Source organism: Bradyrhizobium sp. USDA 4473 (genome assembly GCF_054063335.1).
This window is the reverse complement of the sequence record NZ_JBSSGE010000001.1, coordinates 5,607,004-5,625,126: the sequence shown is the minus strand read 5'-3', so window position 1 is coordinate 5,625,126 and position 18,123 is coordinate 5,607,004. Positions and strand designations below refer to the sequence as shown.

At 65.4% G+C, this 18,123-nt stretch carries 17 protein-coding genes; 11 read left to right on the top strand and 6 right to left on the bottom strand.

The window, feature by feature from the left end; all coding sequences use genetic code 11:
- Positions 1 to 35: 35 nt before the first annotated feature.
- Positions 36 to 701 (top strand): class I SAM-dependent methyltransferase, encoded by a 666-nt coding sequence (locus tag ACVW17_RS26550; protein WP_456754651.1) that lies wholly within the window; start codon positions 36 to 38, stop codon positions 699 to 701.
- 20 nt (positions 702 to 721) lie between these two features.
- Here ACVW17_RS26550 and ACVW17_RS26545 read toward each other — a convergent pair whose 3' ends face one another.
- Both ACVW17_RS26545 and secG read right to left on the bottom strand, forming a co-directional pair.
- Positions 722 to 2,353, bottom strand: a complete 1,632-nt coding sequence (locus tag ACVW17_RS26545; protein WP_456754650.1) for a CTP synthase — start codon at positions 2,351 to 2,353, stop codon at positions 722 to 724.
- A 167-nt stretch (positions 2,354 to 2,520) separates the two neighbouring features.
- Positions 2,521 to 2,913 carry a preprotein translocase subunit SecG gene (secG, locus tag ACVW17_RS26540; protein ID WP_456754649.1) on the bottom strand — a complete coding sequence of 131 codons (393 nt, stop codon included), beginning with the start codon at positions 2,911 to 2,913 and terminating at the stop codon, positions 2,521 to 2,523.
- 205 nt (positions 2,914 to 3,118) lie between these two features.
- Here secG and ACVW17_RS26535 point away from each other — a divergent pair, with 205 nt between their 5' ends.
- Together ACVW17_RS26535 and ACVW17_RS26530 are read left to right on the top strand one after the other, a co-directional pair.
- Positions 3,119 to 3,685: a helix-turn-helix domain-containing protein gene (locus tag ACVW17_RS26535; protein WP_456754648.1), complete on the top strand. Its 567-nt coding sequence runs from the start codon at positions 3,119 to 3,121 to the stop codon at positions 3,683 to 3,685.
- Between the two features lie 3 nt (positions 3,686 to 3,688).
- Complete coding sequence (locus ACVW17_RS26530; RefSeq protein WP_456754647.1) at positions 3,689 to 4,219, top strand: GNAT family N-acetyltransferase; 531 nt, start codon at positions 3,689 to 3,691, stop codon at positions 4,217 to 4,219.
- Positions 4,220 to 4,331: 112 nt separating this feature from the next.
- Here the strand turns inward: ACVW17_RS26530 and tpiA are convergent, their stop codons facing one another.
- A complete protein-coding gene (gene tpiA, locus ACVW17_RS26525; protein ID WP_456754646.1) occupies positions 4,332 to 5,084 on the bottom strand; it encodes a triose-phosphate isomerase in 753 nt (250 codons plus the stop codon).
- 314 nt (positions 5,085 to 5,398) lie between these two features.
- Between tpiA and ACVW17_RS26520 the strand changes: the two genes are divergently transcribed.
- From ACVW17_RS26520 to ACVW17_RS26500, 5 genes are all read left to right on the top strand, one after another.
- On the top strand, positions 5,399 to 7,300 hold the full coding sequence (locus ACVW17_RS26520) for a peptidyl-prolyl cis-trans isomerase (RefSeq protein WP_456798023.1): 1,902 nt from the start codon (positions 5,399 to 5,401) through the stop codon (positions 7,298 to 7,300).
- 70 nt (positions 7,301 to 7,370) lie between these two features.
- Positions 7,371 to 8,384, top strand: a complete 1,014-nt coding sequence (gene trpD / locus ACVW17_RS26515; RefSeq protein WP_456754644.1) for an anthranilate phosphoribosyltransferase — start codon at positions 7,371 to 7,373, stop codon at positions 8,382 to 8,384.
- 65 nt (positions 8,385 to 8,449) lie between these two features.
- Positions 8,450 to 9,271: an indole-3-glycerol phosphate synthase TrpC gene (gene trpC / locus ACVW17_RS26510; protein ID WP_456754643.1), complete on the top strand. Its 822-nt coding sequence runs from the start codon at positions 8,450 to 8,452 to the stop codon at positions 9,269 to 9,271.
- A 4-nt stretch (positions 9,272 to 9,275) separates the two neighbouring features.
- Positions 9,276 to 9,833: a cyclic pyranopterin monophosphate synthase MoaC gene (gene moaC, locus ACVW17_RS26505; protein ID WP_456754642.1), complete on the top strand. Its 558-nt coding sequence runs from the start codon at positions 9,276 to 9,278 to the stop codon at positions 9,831 to 9,833.
- 192 nt (positions 9,834 to 10,025) lie between these two features.
- Positions 10,026 to 12,758, top strand: a complete 2,733-nt coding sequence (locus tag ACVW17_RS26500; protein ID WP_456754641.1) for a bifunctional diguanylate cyclase/phosphodiesterase — start codon at positions 10,026 to 10,028, stop codon at positions 12,756 to 12,758.
- 129 nt (positions 12,759 to 12,887) lie between these two features.
- On the opposite strand, the gene ACVW17_RS26495 is transcribed toward ACVW17_RS26500, so the two are convergent.
- Entirely contained in the window at positions 12,888 to 13,067 is a 180-nt protein-coding gene (locus ACVW17_RS26495; RefSeq protein WP_456754640.1) for a hypothetical protein, read from the bottom strand.
- A 104-nt stretch (positions 13,068 to 13,171) separates the two neighbouring features.
- On the opposite strand from ACVW17_RS26495, the gene ACVW17_RS26490 reads away from it, so the two are divergent.
- The 3 genes from ACVW17_RS26490 (at position 13,172) to ACVW17_RS26480 (ending at position 14,618) form a co-directional block, all read left to right on the top strand.
- A complete protein-coding gene (locus tag ACVW17_RS26490; protein ID WP_456754639.1) occupies positions 13,172 to 13,621 on the top strand; it encodes a transposase in 450 nt (149 codons plus the stop codon).
- A 332-nt stretch (positions 13,622 to 13,953) separates the two neighbouring features.
- Positions 13,954 to 14,205 carry a hypothetical protein gene (locus ACVW17_RS26485; RefSeq protein ID WP_456754638.1) on the top strand — a complete coding sequence of 84 codons (252 nt, stop codon included), beginning with the start codon at positions 13,954 to 13,956 and terminating at the stop codon, positions 14,203 to 14,205.
- On the top strand, positions 14,205 to 14,618 hold the full coding sequence (locus ACVW17_RS26480; RefSeq protein WP_456754637.1) for an Imm70 family immunity protein: 414 nt from the start codon (positions 14,205 to 14,207) through the stop codon (positions 14,616 to 14,618). The genes ACVW17_RS26485 and ACVW17_RS26480 overlap by 1 nt, the downstream gene beginning before the upstream one ends.
- Positions 14,619 to 15,056: 438 nt before the next feature.
- Here the strand turns inward: ACVW17_RS26480 and ACVW17_RS26475 are convergent, their stop codons facing one another.
- Both ACVW17_RS26475 and ACVW17_RS26470 read right to left on the bottom strand, forming a co-directional pair.
- Positions 15,057 to 16,415: a S41 family peptidase gene (locus tag ACVW17_RS26475; RefSeq protein WP_456754636.1), complete on the bottom strand. Its 1,359-nt coding sequence runs from the start codon at positions 16,413 to 16,415 to the stop codon at positions 15,057 to 15,059.
- 186 nt (positions 16,416 to 16,601) lie between these two features.
- The gene (locus ACVW17_RS26470; protein ID WP_456754635.1) at positions 16,602 to 17,789 is read right to left on the bottom strand and encodes an NADH:flavin oxidoreductase/NADH oxidase; all 1,188 of its coding nucleotides are present in this window, start codon (positions 17,787 to 17,789) and stop codon (positions 16,602 to 16,604) included.
- Positions 17,790 to 18,123 lie beyond the last annotated feature (334 nt).

Genomic DNA, 18,123 nt, shown 5'->3' with positions numbered 1-18,123 from the left:
AGTCGAAGCGCCGCGATACTTTGCTGGGAATCCCAATGTCACATGATCTCCTGTCTTTCTTCACGGCGTGGATGGCAGCCCCCGGCCGCGTCGGCGCCATCGCGCCGTCGGGCACAGCGCTCGCCGAACTGATCACACGCGACATCACCGCTAACACCGGCCCGGTGCTGGAGCTCGGACCGGGCACCGGCGCGTTCACCTACCAGCTGCTGAAGCGTGGCGTGCGCCAGCAGGATCTCACGCTGATCGAATACGGCTCGGATTTCATGCGGCTGTTGCAGCTGCGTTTCCCCGGCGCGCGCGTGCTGTGGATGGACGCGGCGCGGCTGGCCTCGGAACGGCTCTACGACGGCGCGCCGGTCGGCGCCGTGGTCAGCGGACTGCCGCTGCTCAACATGTCGCCGCGCAAGGTGATGGCGATCGTCGGCGGCGCGTTCAGCTATCTGCGTCCCGGCGGCGCCTTCTATCAATTCACCTACGGCATGCGTTGTCCGGTGCGGCGGCCGATCCTCGACCGGCTCGGCCTGCGCGCCACGCTGGTCGACCGCGCCATCCTCAACGTGCCGCCGGCCGCAGTCTACCGGCTGACGAGGCGCCCGCAACACAGATTGATGACGCGCGACGCCGCGCCGGCGCCCGGTGCAGATGTCTTACCGATCAAGAAAGAACGCCGGGCCAGCGAGGACTGCGCCGCCGTCTGACGGCGCAGCTGATCGAGGCTTTAAACCAGCCGGCTCTGCTTCGCCGCCGCCTCGATGAACGACGCGAACAGCGGGTGCGGTTCGAACGGGCGCGACTTCAGTTCGGGATGGAACTGGACGCCGATGAACCAGGGATGGTCCTCGTATTCGACGATCTCCGGCAGCACACCGTCGGGCGACATGCCGGAGAAGCGCAGGCCGTGCTGCTCGAGCCGGTCCTTGTAGGCGGTGTTGACCTCGTAGCGATGGCGATGCCGCTCGGAGATTTCGGTCGCACCGCCATAGACCTGCGAGACCCGGCTGCCGCGGTTCAGCGCCGCAGGATAGGCCCCTAACCGCATCGTGCCGCCGAGATCGCCGCTCTGCGAGCGCTTTTCGAGCTCGTTACCGCGCAGCCATTCCGTCATCAGGCCGACCAACGGCTCCTTGGTGGGGCCGAACTCGGTCGAGTTGGCCTCCTCGATGCCGACCAGATTGCGCGCCGCCTCGATGACGGCCATCTGCATGCCGAAACAGATGCCGAAATACGGCACGTCGCGTTCGCGCGCGAACTGCGCCGCGCGGATCTTGCCCTCGGCGCCGCGCTGGCCGAAGCCGCCGGGCACCAGGATCCCGTTGACGTGCTCGAGGAACGGCGCCGGGTCCTCGTTCTCGAACACCTCGCTCTCGATCCAGTCGAGATTGACCTTCACCTTGTTTGCGATGCCGCCATGCGAGAGCGCCTCGATCAGCGATTTGTAGGCGTCCTTCATGCCGGTGTACTTGCCGACGATCGCGATCGTCACCGCGCCTTCCGGATTGCGGACGCGCTCGTTGATCACGTTCCAGCTCTGCAGCGCCGGCGGAATCTTCGCGGTGATGCCGAACGCGGCCAGCACCTCGTCGTCGAGGCCGGCGGCGTGATAGGCCTCCGGCACCGCATAGATATTGTCGACGTCGCGCGCCTCGATCACGGCGCTCTCGCGCACGTTGCAGAACAGGCCGAGCTTGCGCCGCTCTTCCTTCGGAATCTCGCGGTCGGTGCGGCACAGCAGGATGTCGGGCTGGATGCCGATCGAGCGCAGCTCCTTGACCGAGTGCTGCGTCGGCTTTGTCTTGAGTTCGCCGGCACTTGGAATGTACGGCAGAAGCGTCAGATGAATGTAGACGGCATGATCGCGCGGCAGCTCGTTCTTGAGTTGGCGGATCGCCTCGAAGAACGGCAGGCCCTCGATGTCGCCGACGGTGCCGCCGATCTCTACCAGCACGAAATCGTACTCGTCGTTACCCGACAGCACGAATTCCTTGATCGCGTTGGTGACGTGCGGGACCACCTGGATGGTGGCGCCGAGATAATCGCCGCGGCGCTCCTTGGTGATGATGTCCTGATAGATCCGCCCGGTCGTGATGTTGTCGGCCTTGGTGGCCGGACGACCGGTGAAACGCTCGTAATGGCCGAGATCGAGATCGGTCTCGGCGCCGTCGTCGGTGACGAACACTTCGCCGTGCTGATACGGCGACATCGTTCCGGGATCGAGGTTGAGATAGGGATCGAGCTTGCGAAGGCGGACTTTGTAGCCTCTGGCCTGCAGCAGAGCGCCGAGCGCCGCTGAAGCCAGACCCTTGCCGAGCGAGGAGACCACGCCGCCGGTGATGAATATGTACCGCGCCATGGGACTTTACCTTTAATCCGCTTGCTGCGATTCGCAAAACGAATCGGCTGTTCCCGGCAAACAAATCACCGGGCTGTGGGTTACGTTAAACTGAGAGCGATTTCAGAGCATTAATGGGGGTTCTGGATGCAGGATGCCAGCGCCGCATCCTGCATGGCCACCCCGCTTTATTGCGACCGTGGCGCCTGCGGACCGCTCGGAGCCTGCTGGCCCTGCTGCTCGTCGGTCTTCTTCAGCGAATCGAGGATGCCGCCGGAGGTCGGTGGCGTCAGCGGCGTGCCGCTGGCCGGCTGCGTCTGCTGCGCCGGCGCGCCGGTGCCGATGATCGAGCTCGGCTTGCGGTCGTAGCCCGCGTACCAGGACAGGAACAGGCTGGTCACGAAGAAGCCGACCGCGAGGATCGCGGTGGTCCGCGTCAGCAGGTTCGCGGTGCCGCGGCTCGACATGAAGCCGGCACCGCCGCCCATGCCGAGGCCGCCGCCTTCGGATTTCTGCAGCAGCACGGCGCCGATCATGACGGCAACGATCATGAGATGGATGATGATAACGACAGTCTGCATCGCAAGCCTTCCGTCACAAGCCGCCAAGCGGCCAGACAAACGGCGCTATCGGCTTTGCGGGTTTCGTGAAAGTCGCGCCCTGTTACACGATTGCACCGGGCATTGTCACCCCCGAGATAGTCGCAACGGCCGACATCACAAGCAGCACAGACGGCGCCCGCCGGGGCCCTTGATCGGAACCGGTCAATTCCACTATGATCGACGTATGGATACTTTAGTAGACAACCTGAGCCAGCGCCTGGCGCAGCGGATCCGGCTCGAGCGGGATGGCCGCGGCTGGTCGCTGGCCGAGCTTGCCGAACGCGCCGGCGTCTCGAAAGCGACGATCAGCAAGATCGAGCGCGCCGAGGTCAGCCCGACTGCGGTCGTGCTGGTGCGGCTCGCCTCGGCGTTCGACCTCACGCTGGCCGGCCTGATGCTGCGCGCCGAGGGCGAGGGCGAACGGTTGTCGCGCGCCGCCACCCAGCCGCTGTGGCGCGATCCGGAAACCGGCTATCTGCGCCGCCAGGTGTTCAGCCGTCCCGACCATCCGGTCGAGCTGGTGCGGGTCGAGCTGCCGCCGAAGCAATCCGTCACCCTGCCCGCCTCGTCCTACGCGCATATCCGCCAGCTGGTCTGGGTCTTGAGCGGCAGCCTCGTGATCACCGAAGGCGGCGCGCGTCAGGTGCTCGCGAGCGGCGATTGCTTCGGCTTCGGCCCGCCGGCGGAAACCACCTTCGCCAACGAGACCAACACCGGGTGCACCTATGTGGTCGCCCTGGCCCGGAGCTGACGCATGCCGCAGTTTTCGATCAAGCCGCTCGCCGACGGGCCCGGGATTCGCAGCGCGCTCAGCGGGCTGTTGATCGAGACCGTCGCCAGCGGCGGCTCCGTGAGCTTCATGCATCCGCTATCGCCGGGCGATGCCAATGCGTTCTGGCAGGACTCGCTCGGCGCTGCCGCGCGCGGCGAGCGCATCGTGCTCGGGGCATTCGAGGGCGACGATCTGATCGCGACCGTGACGCTGCTGCTCAAGCTGCCGCCGAACCAGCCGCATCGGGCGGAAATTGCAAAAATGATGACGCGGCCCAGCCACCGCAACCGCGGCGTCGCGACCGCATTGCTGCGCACGGCCGAGCGGCTCGCGATCGAGCACGGACGCACGCTGCTGGTGCTCGACACCGCGGTCGACGACGGCGCCGCGCCGCTCTACGAGCGATCGGGCTTTCAGCTCAGCGGCATCATCCCGGACTACGCGCTGAAGCCGCATGGCGGGCTCACGGGGACGATGATCTACTGGAAGCGGATCGGCGCTGCTGCAACCTAGCCCGAGGCGTCATTGCGAGGAGCGAAGCGACGAAGCAATCCATCGATCCACATATGCGGTGAAATGGATTGCTTCGCTTCGCTCGCAATGACGTGGGTGGAGCGCCGTCCGCCTAACACCCCGCGGCGATGGCCAGGAAGTCGGAGGCCTTCAGGCTGGCGCCGCCGACCAGCGCGCCGTTGACGTTGGCGACGGCCATCAGCTCGGCCGCGTTCGACGGCTTCACCGAGCCGCCATAGAGGATCCTGATCCTGTTTCCCTCGGCCTTGAAGCGATCGGTGAGCTGACCGCGGATAAACCGATGAACGTCCTCGACATCTTTGGCGGTCGGGGTCAGGCCGGTGCCGATCGCCCAGACCGGCTCATAGGCCACCACCAGGTTGGCCGCGGTCGAGCCGTCGGGCAGCGAGCCCGCAAGTTGGGTGCCGCAGACATCAAGCGTCTTGCCGGCATCGCGCTGCTCGCGGGTCTCACCGATGCAGACGATCGCGGTCAGTCCGGCGCGCCAGACGGCCTCCGCCTTCTGCCGAATCAAGGCGTCGGACTCGCCATGGTCGGCGCGCCGCTCGGAATGGCCGACGATGATGGCGACCGCGCCGAGATCCTTGAACATCTCCGCCGAGAGATCGCCGGTGTGGGCGCCCGACGGCTTCGGATGGCAATCCTGGGCGCCGACGGCAACCTTCGAGCCGCGTGCCTTGTCGGCGAACGCCCCGACCAACGTCGCCGGCGGACAGACCAGCAGGTCGGCCTTCCCTGCGACGTCGCCGGCGCCGGCCAGCATCGCGTCAAATTCGGCAAAGGAGGATTTCAGGCCGTTCATTTTCCAGTTGCCGGCGATCAGCGGCCGGATGGCGTCGGTCATGTCGGATTTTCCCATCTTCGAAGCGTCGTCAGCGCTATCAGAGCCAGGCGGCGACTTCCAGAGCGCGGCTTGGCTCCCGTTGCGCGGCGTGCAGAGCGTTTTCGAGCGAAGCGGGCACCGGTTCGCGTGAAGAAAACGCGTCCGAACAAGAGCCTACCCGCTTCAATCCGCCCCCTCACCCATGGTTGCGGGGGGGCTTCGGCCACTTTATAAGCGTTTTCAATTCGGTGACGCCCTGCTGCCGGACCAAAAGTCCCGACTTTCGGTCCCATTTGGGCGCGACCGGTTCCCCTCCTGTAAAACAAGTTGGACCCATGCTTCGAGGAATGCGGAAAGCCTCATCAAACTGGCTCGGCAAGACGATTATGGCCGTGGTGATGGGCGTTTTGATCGTCAGTTTCGGGATCTGGGGCATCGCCGACATTTTCAAGGGGTTTGGCCAGTCGACCTTCGCCAAGGTCGGCGGGACCGAGATTTCGGCCGAGCAGTTCCGCCAGATCTATACCGACCGGTTGCAGCAGCTTGGCCGCCAGTTCGGCCGTCCGCTGACCCCGGACCAGGCCCGCGCCTTCGGCATTGACCGCCAGGTGCTGCAGCAGACGCTCGCGGAAGCAGCCCTCGACGAGGAGGCGCGCCGCATGGGTCTCAATCAGTCCGACGCCGAGGTGCTGCGCACGATCTACAACGATCCGAACTTCAAGGGCCTCAACGGCCAGTTCGATCCGCAGCGCTTCCAGGCCGTGATCCGCAATTTCGGCTACACCGAAGGCCGCTACATCGCCGAGCAGCGCCGCGTCGGGCTCAGGCGGCAGATCGCCGGCACCGTCTCGTCCGGGATCGAGCCGACCAAATCGATGGTCGAGGCGCTGACCCGCTTCCAGAACGAGCAGCGCTCGATCGATTTCGTCACGCTCGGTGCCGCACAGGCCGGCACCATCGATCCACCCTCGCCCGAGGCGCTCGCTGCCTATTTCGAGGACCACAAGGTCCAGTTCCGCGCGCCCGAATACCGCAAGATCGCCTTCGTCGCGATCACGCCCGAGGAAATCGGCAAGTGGGAAACGGTGTCGGATGAGGATGCGAAGAAGCTGTTCGAGGAGCGCAAGGACCGGCTCAGCAAACCGGAGAAGCGCGAGGTCTCGCAGATCGTGTTCCCGGACGCCGGCGAGGCGCAGGCCGCCCGCGCGCGCATCGCCTCGGGCACCTCGTTCGACGACATCGCCAAGGAGCGCAACCTCAACCCGGCCGACGTCAATCTCGGCCTGGTCGCGAAGTCGGCGATCCTTGACCCCGCGGTCGGCGATGCCGCCTTCGCGCTGCCGGCAGGCGACGTCAGCCAGCCGGTGCAGGGCCGCTTCGGCATCGCGCTGGTCAAGGTCGGCAAGATCGAGCCGGGCGTGACCCCGACCTATGAGAGCATGGCGCAGCAGGTGAAGAGCGAGATCGCCGCCGAGCGCGCCCGCACCAAGGTCGCCGAGCTGCGCGACAAGATGGAAGACGAGCGCGGCGGCGGCTCCAGCGTCATCGATGCGGCGCAGAAGCTGAAACTGGCCGCTGTCACGATCGACGCGGTCGACCGCTCGGGACGTCTGCCGAACGGCCAGGTCGCGACCAACATTCCGCGCGGCCTCGACGTGGTATCGCAGGCCTTCAACAGCGACGTCGGCGTCGACAACGACCCGATCTCGTTCAACAACGGCTATGTCTGGTACGACGTGCTCGGCATCACGCCGTCGCGCGAGCGTACCCTCGACGAGGTGCGCGACCAGGTCGAGGCCAAATGGCGCGAGGACCAGATATCTGCCAAGCTGCGCGCCAAGGCGACCGAGATCGTGCAGAAGCTCGACGGCGGCGCCAAGCTCGCCGACGAGGCGGCTGCGGCCGGCGTCAAGGTCGAGACCGCGGCGAACTTCCGCCGCGAGGCAACGCCGCCCAACGTGCCGGCCGGCGTGATCGCGGCCGCGTTCCGCACCGCCAAAGACGGCGACGGCCAGACCTCGGTCGCCGGCGGCAGCCAGTGGGTGGTGTTCCGCGTCACCGACGTTACGGTGCCGCCGGTCGACTTCGCCTCCAACGAGGTCAAGCAGCTCACCGAGGCGTTGAAGCGCTCGCTGAGCGACGAGCAGGTCGCGCAATATGTCAGCAAGATCGAGTCTGACATCGGCGTGACCGTCAACGAGGCAGCCTTCGCACAGGTGACAGGCGCGAATAATTGAGCATGATCCGGACAGCGCGACGGCGCGCTGTCCGGAGATCAAGCTCCAACAACAGACCCTGAGCCAGCGAATGGACGACCTGAAATCGATCATCGGAAAAGTCGCCACCGGCGCCACGCTGACGCGTGAGGAAGCGGCATCCGCCTTCGACAGCATGATGTCGGGCGACGCCACGCCGTCGCAGATGGGCGGGCTGTTGATGGCGCTGCGGGTGCGCGGCGAGACCGTCGAGGAGATCACCGGCGCGGTGAGCGCGATGCGCGGCAAGATGCTGCCGGTCAAGGCGCCGGCCGAGGCGGTCGACATCGTCGGCACCGGCGGCGACGGCTCCGGCTCGGTCAACGTGTCGACCTGCGCGGCCTTCATCGTCGCCGGCGCCGGCATCCCCGTCGCCAAGCATGGCAACCGCGCGCTGTCGTCGCGCTCCGGCTCGGCCGACGTGCTGGCCTCGCTCGGCGTCAAGATCGACCTGACGCCCGAACAGGTCGGGCGCTGCGTCAAGGAGGCCGGCATCGGCTTCATGTTCGCGCCCGCGCATCATCCGGCGATGAAGAATGTCGGCCCGACCCGGGTCGAGCTCGCCACCCGCACCATCTTCAACCTGCTCGGGCCGCTGTCGAACCCGGCGGGCGTCAAGCGGCAGATGGTCGGCGTGTTCTCCCGGCAATGGGTGCAGCCGCTGGCGCAGGTCTTGAAGAACCTCGGCTCCGACAAGGTCTGGGTCGTGCACGGCTCCGACGGCCTCGACGAGATCACCCTCACCGGCCCGACCTTCGTTGCCACGCTCGAGAACGGCGAGATCAGGACGTCGGAAGTCACCCCCGAGGACGCCGGCCTCGGCCGCGTCGGCGGCGAGGCGCTGAAGGGCGGCGATGCCGATGCCAATGCGATCGCGCTCTCCAGCGTGCTGAACGGTAAGCCGAGCGCCTATCGCGACGTCGCCTTGCTCAACGCCGCCGCGGCGCTGATCGTGGCCGGCCGCGCCAAGGACCTCAGGGAAGGCGTGGCGATCGGCGCGCAGTCGCTCGACAGCGGCGCTGCCGCGGCGCGGCTTAAGCACCTGGTCGCAGTTTCCAACGGGTGAGCATGATCCGAAAAAGTGGGAACCGGTTTTTCGAATCAGATCATGCGCAAGCAAGGCGTTGAGTCATGTCCGACATCCTGACCAAGATCGAGGCTTACAAGCGCGAGGAAATCGCCGCTGCAAAGCGCGCGTGTCCGCTCGCCGAGGTCGAGGCGCAGGCCAAATCGGCCTCGGCCCCGCGCGGCTTCGTCCGCGCGCTCAGGGACAAGCACGCACGCGGCGACTACGCGCTGATCGCGGAAGTGAAGAAGGCCTCGCCTTCGAAAGGGCTGATCCGTGCTGACTTCGATCCGCCTGATCTCGCGAAGGCCTATGAAGCCGGCGGCGCGGCGTGCCTGTCGGTGTTAACAGATGCGCCCTCGTTCCAGGGCCATCTCGACTTCATGGTCGCAGCCCGCGCGGCGACCAATCTGCCGGTGCTGCGCAAGGATTTCATGTTCGACACCTATCAGGTCGCGGAAGCGCGCGCCCATGGCGCCGACTGCATCCTGATCATCATGGCCGCACTCGACGACGCCGCGGCCGGGGAGCTCGAGGACGCCGCGATCTCCTACGGGATGGACGTCCTGATCGAGATCCACGACCGCGCCGAGCTCGACCGCGCCTTGAAACTTCGCTCGCCGATGATCGGCGTCAACAACCGCAATCTGCGCACCTTCGAGACCACGCTCGCGACCAGCGAGGCGCTGGCGCCGCTGATCCCGCGCGACCGCCTGATGGTCGGCGAGAGCGGCATCTTCACGCCGGACGATCTCGCCCGCCTCGAGCGCGTGGGGATGTCGACCTTCCTGGTCGGCGAGAGCCTGATGCGCCAGCAGGACGTCACGGCGGCGACCCGGACCCTGCTGACGCGGCCGACCGCGCCCCGCGCCTCCGGCACGCGCTGACGCGATGGCGCGGAAGACCAAAGCCAAGAGCAAGGCTGCAAGCAAGGTTGCGAGCAAGGCTGTGACCAAGGCCGAGCCGACCGGCACGGCCCTCACCCATATCGACGCCAAGGGTGAGGCGCGCATGGTCGACGTCTCGGCCAAGCCCGCGACCGAACGGACCGCCGTCGCCGAAGGCCGCGTCCTGATGAGCAAGGCCACGCTCGTGCTGATCGAGCAAGGCCGGGCCAAGAAAGGCGACGTGCTGGCGACCGCACGGATATCGGGCATCATGGCGGCGAAGCGGACCTCCGAATTGATCCCGCTCTGCCACCCGCTGGCGCTGAGCAAGGTCACGATCGACATCGCAACCGACGCCAAGCTGCCCGGCTGCATCGTCCGCGCCAGCGTCAAGGTGACCGGGCCGACCGGCGTCGAGATGGAGGCGCTGACCGCGGTCTCGGTCGCCTGCCTGACGATCTACGACATGATCAAGGCGGTCGAGCGCGGCGTGCGCATCGAAGGCATCCATCTGATCGAGAAGATCGGCGGCAAGTCCGGGCACTACCGCGCGGGTGAGTGACCGCGCGCGCGGTCACCTCAATGAACCGCGGATCGAATGGACGGTGCCGGGCAGCTTGGCTGTCGACGCAAGGCAACCGCTCGTTAACCAATCTCGCTAACTAGCGCTCCATTTCGTTTGGATACGACTTTCGCGGGCCGGAGGTGCATGAAAGCTACTTCCGGGTGAAACGCGGGGATCCGATTGCGTCAGATGAATCCAAACGGCAGCGCGTCATTCAATATCACCTCGGTGATCGGCAGCGGTCCGATCCGCTGGCTGATCCTTGGCGGCGCCGTGCTGATGGCCGCGATCGCGATCGGCGCGACCCTGATGGCGGAGAATTTCCGCGAGCGCGCGTTGCACAACAGCGAGCGCGAACTCGAGAACACCGTGCTGCTGCTGGCGCGGCATTTCGACCAGCAGCTCGATGATCTCGAGGTGGTGCAGCGCGACCTGATCGCGTTCATGCGCGATAACGGGATCGCGACGCCGGAGAATTACAAGCGGCGGATGTCGGCCGCCGACATCCATGCGATGCTCAAGTCCAAGATGGAGGCGCTGTCCAATGTCGGCAGCCTCAACGTGTTCGACGCCGACGGCGCGCTGATCAACAGCTCGGGCGCCTGGCCGCTGCCGCAGGTCAACATCGCCGACCGCAGCTACTTCCAGATCTTCAAATCGAGCCCCTATTCGCCCGACATGCAGGTCGCGCCGGTGGTCAGCCGCGTCAACGGCGGCTGGACCACGGTCATCGTCCGCAAGGTCACCGGTCCGCATGGCGAATTCCTCGGCGTGGTCGGCCGCGGCATCGAGCCGGCGACCTTCGAGAAATTCTTTGCAACCGTTGCGCTCGGCGAAGGTGCCGCGATCTCGATGCACCATCGCGACGGCACGCTGCTGGCGCGCTATCCGCATGTCGAGGAGCTGATCGGGAAGAATTTCCGCAGCGGCCCCGCCAACCAGCAGCAGGTGTTCGAGCTGCCGGCGAGCACCACACGGTTGCCCAGCCCGGTCGACGGCAAGGACCGACTGTTGTCGTCGCGGGCGTTGACCAAATTCCCGATCGTCGTGGTCGCGACAACCACCACGGAAGCGGCGCTCGCCAATTGGCGCGAGCAGATCGGCATCCTGATCGCGGTGACCAGCATCTCCGTGCTGGCGATCGCGATCCTGCTGACGCTCGTGGTGCGCAAGCTGGTGCAGCAGCATCGCGCCCAGCAGCAGCGCCTGACCCTGGAGAAGCTCCGGCTCGACACCGCCGTCAACAACATGACCCAGGGCCTGCTGCTGTTCGATGCCGCCCAGCGCCTGGTGATCTGCAACAAGCGCTATATCGAGATGTACGCCCTCTCCGCCGATATCATCAAGCCCGGTTGCAGCTTCCGCGACGTCATCGTGCACCGCCATTTGACCGGCTCGTTCCAGGGCGATGTCGAACGTTACGTCAGCCTCGTGCTGCGCGACGTCGGCGTTCGCAACACCATGGTGATCACGACGCCCGACGGGCGCTCGATCCAGGTCGTCAACGAGCCGCTCGCCGACGGCGGCTGGCTTGCCACCCACGAGGATGTCACCGAGCGCCGCCGCGCCGAGGAACGGATCACGCACCTTGCCCACTACGATGCGCTCACCGACCTGCCGAACCGCGCCCTGTTCCACGAGGAGATCAAGCGCGAGCTATCGCATGTCACATCAGACAGCCAGCTTGCCGTGCTCTATATCGACATCGACGAGTTCAAGGGCGTCAACGATTCGCTCGGCCACATGGTCGGCGACGAGCTGCTCAAGTCCGTTGCCAGGACGCTGAGCGGCGTGATCGGCGGCGGCGATTTCGTCGCCCGCCTCGGCGGCGACGAATTCGCGATCGTGCAGACCGGCGTGAAGAGCGAGATCGAGGTCACCGACCTCATCGCGCGCATCTACGAGGCGATCCGCTCGCCCTATCAATGCCTCGGCCACCAGGTCACGACCGACGCCAGCATCGGAATCGCGATGGCGCCGAAGGACGGCACCGATCTCGACCAGATCATGAAGAACGCCGACCTCGCGATGTATGCAGCCAAATCGGCCGGCCGGCGCGTCGCGCGCTTCTTCGAGCCGGCGATGGACGCCGACGCCCGCGCCCGCCGCGAGCTCGAGATGGAGCTGCGGCAGATCATCGCGGCCGGCAGCGGGCTCGACGTGTATTACCAGCCCTGCGTCGACCTGCGCAGCAACGAGATCACCGGCTGCGAGGCGCTGGTGCGCTGGCGTCATCCGCTGCGCGGCATGATCTCGCCGGCCGAGTTCGTGCCGATCGCCGAGGAGACCGGGCTGATCAACCAGCTCGGCGAATGGGTGCTGATGACGGCCTGCAAGGAGGCCGTGAACTGGCCCGACCACATCAGGCTCGCCGTCAACGTCTCGCCGGTCCAGTTCAAGAGCGGCACGCTGGCGCTCAAGGTGATCGCGGCGCTTGCGGCGTCGGGCCTGTCAGCCGGCCGGCTCGAGCTCGAGATCACCGAGGCGGTGCTGATCCGCGACGACGAGACCGCGCTCGCCGCGCTGCATCAGCTCCGCGCCATCGGCATCCGGATCGCGCTCGACGATTTCGGCACCGGCTATTCGTCGCTGAGCTATCTGAAGCGCTTCCCGTTCGACAAGATCAAGATCGACCGCTGCTTCGTCACCGACATCGCCGACCCCCAGGGCTCGGCCGGCATCGTCGAGGCCGTCGTCAACATCGCCGCCGAGCGCAGCATGACCACGACCGCGGAAGGCGTCGAGACCGCCCAGCAGCAGCAATTGCTGCGCGAGCTCGGCTGCTCGGAAATGCAGGGCTATCTGTTCAGTCCGCCGAAGCCGGCGGTGCAGATCCGCGAGCTGCTGGCCGGGCACCGCCACGGCCCCGCGGCGGGTGCGGGCGCCACACGCCGGCGCAAACCTGTCGCCGGCGCGGCGTAGGCTTCGCTACATAGGACTCGTCATGCCCGGGCTTGTCCCGGGCATCCACGTCTAATGCATCCGCTTCGGGAAAGTCGTGGATGGCCGGGCCAAGCCCGGCCATGACGTGTAGAAAGGTTCGTCTACTAACTAGTTCGGCACCGGCCGCTTCTGCGCGGCCTTGGTGTCGGCGTTCTTGGCGTCGGCGTTGACGGTGACGCCGCGCAACTGGTTGAAGGCCGCGGCCAGCGCCTTGTCGTTCTTCTCGTCCGGCGGGACGTAGGACTGCGAGCCGGACTGAATTACGGTGACAGTGCATTTAATTGGCACGTCCCGGCGTGCACCATGCGGCATGGCTCGCCTTGCCCGTGTCGTGATCCCCGGTTGCCCCCACCATGTCACGCAGCGTGGCAATGGACGCGCGCAGACCTTCTTTGGCGACAACGACTGCGCTCTATCGCGACCTGCTCGCCGCCCATTGCGCCGCGGCCGGGGTCGAGGTGTGGGCGTGGTGCCTGATGCCGAACCACGTTCACCTCATCCTGGTGCCGTCCGATCCCGACGGGCTGCGCCGCGCACTGGCGCGCGTGCATCGCATCTATGCCGGCACGATCCAGGCGCGGCGCAAACGCACCGGTCATTTCTGGCAGGGCCGGTTCGGCGCCGTCGCGATGGACGAGCCGCATTTCGCGGCGGCGCTGCGCTATGTGTCACTCAATCCCGTGCGGGCGCGTTTGGTGCAGCGTGCGCAGGACTGGCGCTGGTCGAGCACGCGGGCGCATTTGCGCGGCAAGGACGACGGCATCACGGCGCTGGCGCCGGTGCGCGATCGCTTTCCGGATTTCGCCGATCCTGGCATGCGAACCGGAGGCGGATCTGTTTGAGAGGCTACGCGCCGCGGAGAGCATCGGGCGGCCGCTCGGTGACGAGCGTTTCCTTGCCCGCATCGAGCGCAAGACGGGCCGCATTCTCAAACCAGGCAAACGCGGGCCTAAGGCGTCTGTGGAGCAGCACGATTGAGCGCGTGTTAAGTGCACTGTCACCGTAATTGCTCTGCGCTGAATTCAACCTATCAACTCAGACTTCAGACGTACTACTCTGTTGTAACCAATCAACCGTTTACCGTATATACCAGCCGTCCCATTGGGACTGTATTAGCCGACTATTTCGTCCGATGGGGCGTGCGTACGGCACCGATTCGCTGAGGAGCCTAGCGATGGAGTACAAGTTCACCCGCCATCAAGTGCCGAGGAAAGCTCGACCAGACGCTGAAGCGGCGGGTAAGATCTACCTAATCAAGAACGTCAAGGAACTCCGCGCGACGTATCAAGTACGCCTACTTGCGTTCAACGCGTCGACGACCGGGAGGAAGCTGATTCTGAAACTGCCGAAGAAATCCCGGTTGGCTCCATCCCTGAAGGAATTAATACGCGACCTGCCAAATGTCATTAAGCGGGAACCTCTTTGATGGGCCTTTATCTTTGTGTTTTTGCCGATGACGAAGACATCGCGGGTGTCGAAGTTGGCTCCTACGCCGATTTTGATTTTTTTCGAAGCTATGTGGTCAACGAGCTGGAAGGTGGCAAAGCAGGAACCAGATTTCCAACGCTGATCTTGCATTCGGATTGCGATGGAGAATGGAACGTTCTGGAGTGCAAGAAGCTCGCGGACGAACTGGATGCGGTTGCGGAAGATGCGAGACAGCGACCGGCTGTGGCGTTTCCGTCGGAATGGCAACGGACGGTTGCCAGATCGATAGGTCTTGCGCCGAGAAATGCATTAGAATCGTTCATTGATGTTGACGGAGAGCTCCTAGTCGAGAGAATGCGAGGATTGGTTGATGTTGCACTAGAGCGGCAATTGCCGATCCTCTTCCAGTAGATGCCTCGACGTCATGTTCCGCGCCGATATCCGCGATGTTGCGGACGCTGCGGACGCTGCGGCGCTGGCTCGACAGGCAGCCGAGATTATAGAGCCGCATAATCCGGAATTACGGTGACAGTGCACTCAATTGAGGACCACGCGCTGACGTGCACCATGCGGCCCGTGTCGTGTCCGCGGTTGCTCCCACCACGTCACAAAGCGTTGCAATGGCCGCGCGCAGACCTTCTTTGGCGATGGCGGCTATGCGCTTTATCGAGCGCCAGCCGCCATCGGCTCCTTTGCATGGGGTTGTTTTCCATATTTTGGCAGCACACCCCTGCGACGGCAGCTGCGCAACGCGCGCCCGATGACAGGCTCGGCGCAATCCGGGACCTCGCCTCCGGGAGACCGGTCCCGGATTTCGCTTCGCTCCATCCGGGCTACACAGCTCAGCGCCTAGTTCGGCACCGGCCGCTTCTGCGCGGCCTTGGTGTCGGCGTTCTTGGCGTCGGCGTTGACGGTGACGCCGCGCAGCTGGTTGAAGGCCGCGGCCAGCGCCTTGTCGTTCTTCTCGTCCGGCGGGACGTAGGACTGCGAGCCGGTCTGCTCGGCGCCCTCGGCCGAGAGATGGCCGCGCATCGAGGCCTCGCCCTTGATCTCCGAGCGGGTCTTGAACTCGTCCGGCACCTCCTGCAGCACCTCGATGTCGGGCTTGATGCCGAGCGCCTGGATCGAATGGCCCGACGGCGTGAAATAGCGCGCCGTGGTCAGCGCCAGCGCGCCGTTGCCGGTGCCGAGCGGGATGATGGTCTGCACCGAGCCTTTGCCGAACGAGCGGGTGCCGATCAGGGTCGCGCGCTTGTGGTCGTGCAGCGCGCCGGCGACGATCTCGGAGGCCGAGGCCGAGCCGCCGTTGATCAGCACCACCAGCGGCTTGCCCTTGGTCATGTCGCCGCCATGGGCGGTGAAGCGCTGGGTCTCTTCCGGATTGCGGCCGCGGGTGGAGACCACCTCGCCGCGCTGCATCAGGGTCGAGGTCACCGACACCGCCTGGTCGAGCAGGCCGCCCGGATTGTTGCGCAGGTCGATGACATAGCCGTCGAGCTTGTCCTGCGGCACCTGCTTCTGGATATCCGTGATCGCCTTGCGCAATCCGTCGGTGGTCTGCTCGTTGAACGAGGTGATCCGGATATAGCCGATGTCGTTGCCCTCGACGTGATACTTCACCGGGCGGACGCGGATGATCTCGCGGGTGATCGAGAGCTCGATCGGCTTGTCGGCGTCCTTGCGCACGATCTTCAGCCGGATCGAGCTGTTGGGCGCGCCCTTCATCTTGTTGACGGCCTGATCGAGTGTCATGCCCTGGATCTGGTCGTCGTCGATCGAGGTGATCACGTCGCCCGACATGATGCCGGCGCGCGAGGCCGGGGTGTCGTCGATCGGCGCCACCACCTTGACGAAGCCGTCCTCCATCGTGACCTCGATGCCGAGCCCGCCGAACTCGCCATGCGTGGTCTCCTGCATCTCCGCCCAGCCCTTCTCGTTCATGTAGCGGGAGTGCGGATCGAGCGAGGAGATCATGCCGTTGATCGCCCCTTCGACGAGCTTGGAGTCCTCGGGCTTCTCGACGTAGTCGGTCTTGACCTTCTCGAACACCTCGCCGAACAGGTTGAGCTGCGAATAGGTGTTGGAGTTGTCGGAATGCGCGGCGGCATTGGCGACGGCGAACAGATGCGCCCCCTGCGGCGAGGCCACGAGCAGGGTGAGACACGCTCCCGCAACCGTCCCGAGGAAGAAGCCAACATGTTTGCGCATTATCCGTGATCCCTTCGCTATCGGCCGGCAACGTTTCGCAACATTCGGCCCGCCTCACCCCGACGCGGGGCACCACACAACGGCTTTTTGGTCGGATCAAGGCCGCTTCGTCACCGGACCATTACGGTCCTGTCACGAGGCCCCGATCGGCGCCAAATCAGCACTTAGTCAGGCACTTGGCCGGCCTCAAGTCAGCTCCCGGTCGGCCTCTGGGCCAGTTTCCAGCAATCCGTTCTGCCAGGTCGATGGCCGGGTGCCGAATCCGCGCTTGGCCCTGGTGCCTAACCAATAGCCAAACTGCGGAGGAACATTGCGAAATGGCCCTTCAACCCCGAGTTTCAATGCCGCATCCATCGGCCAGTTGGGGTTATTGAGGATTTCCCGGCCGACCGCGATCAAATCTGCTTGTTTGTCACGCAGGATCCGCTCGGCCTGGTCACCATGAATGATCAAGCCGACCGCCATGGTCATGATATCGGCGTGGGTGCGGACATATTCCGCCAGCGGCACCTGATAGTTGTATTTGATCTCCTTGCCCAGGATCGGCGCCATCTCGCTGATTCCGCCCGACGAGCAGTCAATCACATCGACGCCCCCAAGCTTGAGGATGCCCGCCAGCCGGGCGCTCTGCTCCGGACCCCAGCCGGCATTGTCCTCGACCGACAGCCGCACGAACAGCGGCTTGTGCTCCGGCCAGTGCGCGCGCACGGCCTCCGTCACCTCGATCAGGAAGCGCATCCGGTTCGATTCGGTGCCGCCATATGCGTCACTGCGCTGGTTCGAACGCTCCGAGAGGAATTCATGCACGAGATAGCCGTGGGCGCCGTGCAATTCCAGCACCTCGAACCCGGCTTCATGGGCGCGCCGCGCCGCCTGCCCCCAGGCCGCGACGAGGTCTTTCACCTCGTGCGTTTCCAGCGCCCGCGGCACCGGCCAGCGCTCGCTATGGGCGATCGCGCTCGGCGCCACCGGCGTCCAGGCATCCCAATCCTCGATCGCCGCAGAGCGTTCGAGCGGACGGTCGCCCTCCCAGGGCCGGCTCGCACGCGCCTTGCGGCCGGAATGGCCGAGCTGGATGCCGGCGACCGCGTTCTGCTGCTTGATGAAGCCCGCGAGGCGGCTGAGCGGGGCGATGAACTTGTCGTCCCAGATGCCGAGATCGCCGACCGTGCCGCAACCGCGGCGCTCGACCTTGGTCGATTCGACGATCACGAGACCGGCGCCGCCGGCGGCGAACTTGCCGGCATTCATCAGGTGCCAGTCGGTCGGGAAACCCTTCTCGGCCGAATATTGATGCATCGGCGGCACCACGATGCGGTTCTTCAGCGTGACGCCGCGGATGGTGATCGGCGAAAACAGCAGCGTCTCGGACATCGCTTCCTCATTTGACGGGCACGCCCCGGTGCGGCCGGGTCGATCTTGTATGTGCCGCCGACGATATACGCGCTGCGCTGGGGCCGATAGGGGCCGGCGGAGCACGCGGAAGCAGCCATTGTCCCACCGATGCAGCGCGGGCTCGTCGGCAATCGTGTGTTCCATCGCGACAAATTCCTCCGCGCACAGGAAATGATCGTCGCGAAACGTGTTGTCCCCGGCAACCCAGGGAGGACTCTCATGAGGACCAGCACGATCGCGCTGCTCATCGCAGCCACCATGGCAACGGCGCCGTTCGCGGCCGCGCAGAACCTGCAAAACGAGGCCGACAAGG

Excerpts from the sequence above, each read along its gene's own strand:
- ACVW17_RS26550 (WP_456754651.1), top strand. The coding sequence starts at position 36 with ATGTCACATGATCTCCTGTCTTTCTTCACGGCGTGGATGGCAGCCCCC.
- ACVW17_RS26545 (WP_456754650.1), bottom strand. The coding sequence starts at position 2,353 with ATGGCGCGGTACATATTCATCACCGGCGGCGTGGTCTCCTCGCTCGGC.
- secG (WP_456754649.1), bottom strand. The coding sequence starts at position 2,913 with ATGCAGACTGTCGTTATCATCATCCATCTCATGATCGTTGCCGTCATG.
- ACVW17_RS26535 (WP_456754648.1), top strand. The coding sequence starts at position 3,119 with ATGGATACTTTAGTAGACAACCTGAGCCAGCGCCTGGCGCAGCGGATC.
- ACVW17_RS26530 (WP_456754647.1), top strand. The coding sequence starts at position 3,689 with ATGCCGCAGTTTTCGATCAAGCCGCTCGCCGACGGGCCCGGGATTCGC.
- tpiA (WP_456754646.1), bottom strand. The coding sequence starts at position 5,084 with ATGACCGACGCCATCCGGCCGCTGATCGCCGGCAACTGGAAAATGAAC.
- ACVW17_RS26520 (WP_456798023.1), top strand. The coding sequence starts at position 5,399 with ATGCTTCGAGGAATGCGGAAAGCCTCATCAAACTGGCTCGGCAAGACG.
- trpD (WP_456754644.1), top strand. The coding sequence starts at position 7,371 with ATGGACGACCTGAAATCGATCATCGGAAAAGTCGCCACCGGCGCCACG.
- trpC (WP_456754643.1), top strand. The coding sequence starts at position 8,450 with ATGTCCGACATCCTGACCAAGATCGAGGCTTACAAGCGCGAGGAAATC.
- moaC (WP_456754642.1), top strand. The coding sequence starts at position 9,276 with ATGGCGCGGAAGACCAAAGCCAAGAGCAAGGCTGCAAGCAAGGTTGCG.
- ACVW17_RS26500 (WP_456754641.1), top strand. The coding sequence starts at position 10,026 with ATGAATCCAAACGGCAGCGCGTCATTCAATATCACCTCGGTGATCGGC.
- ACVW17_RS26485 (WP_456754638.1), top strand. The coding sequence starts at position 13,954 with ATGGAGTACAAGTTCACCCGCCATCAAGTGCCGAGGAAAGCTCGACCA.
- ACVW17_RS26480 (WP_456754637.1), top strand. The coding sequence starts at position 14,205 with ATGGGCCTTTATCTTTGTGTTTTTGCCGATGACGAAGACATCGCGGGT.
- ACVW17_RS26475 (WP_456754636.1), bottom strand. The coding sequence starts at position 16,415 with ATGCGCAAACATGTTGGCTTCTTCCTCGGGACGGTTGCGGGAGCGTGT.
- ACVW17_RS26470 (WP_456754635.1), bottom strand. The coding sequence starts at position 17,789 with ATGTCCGAGACGCTGCTGTTTTCGCCGATCACCATCCGCGGCGTCACG.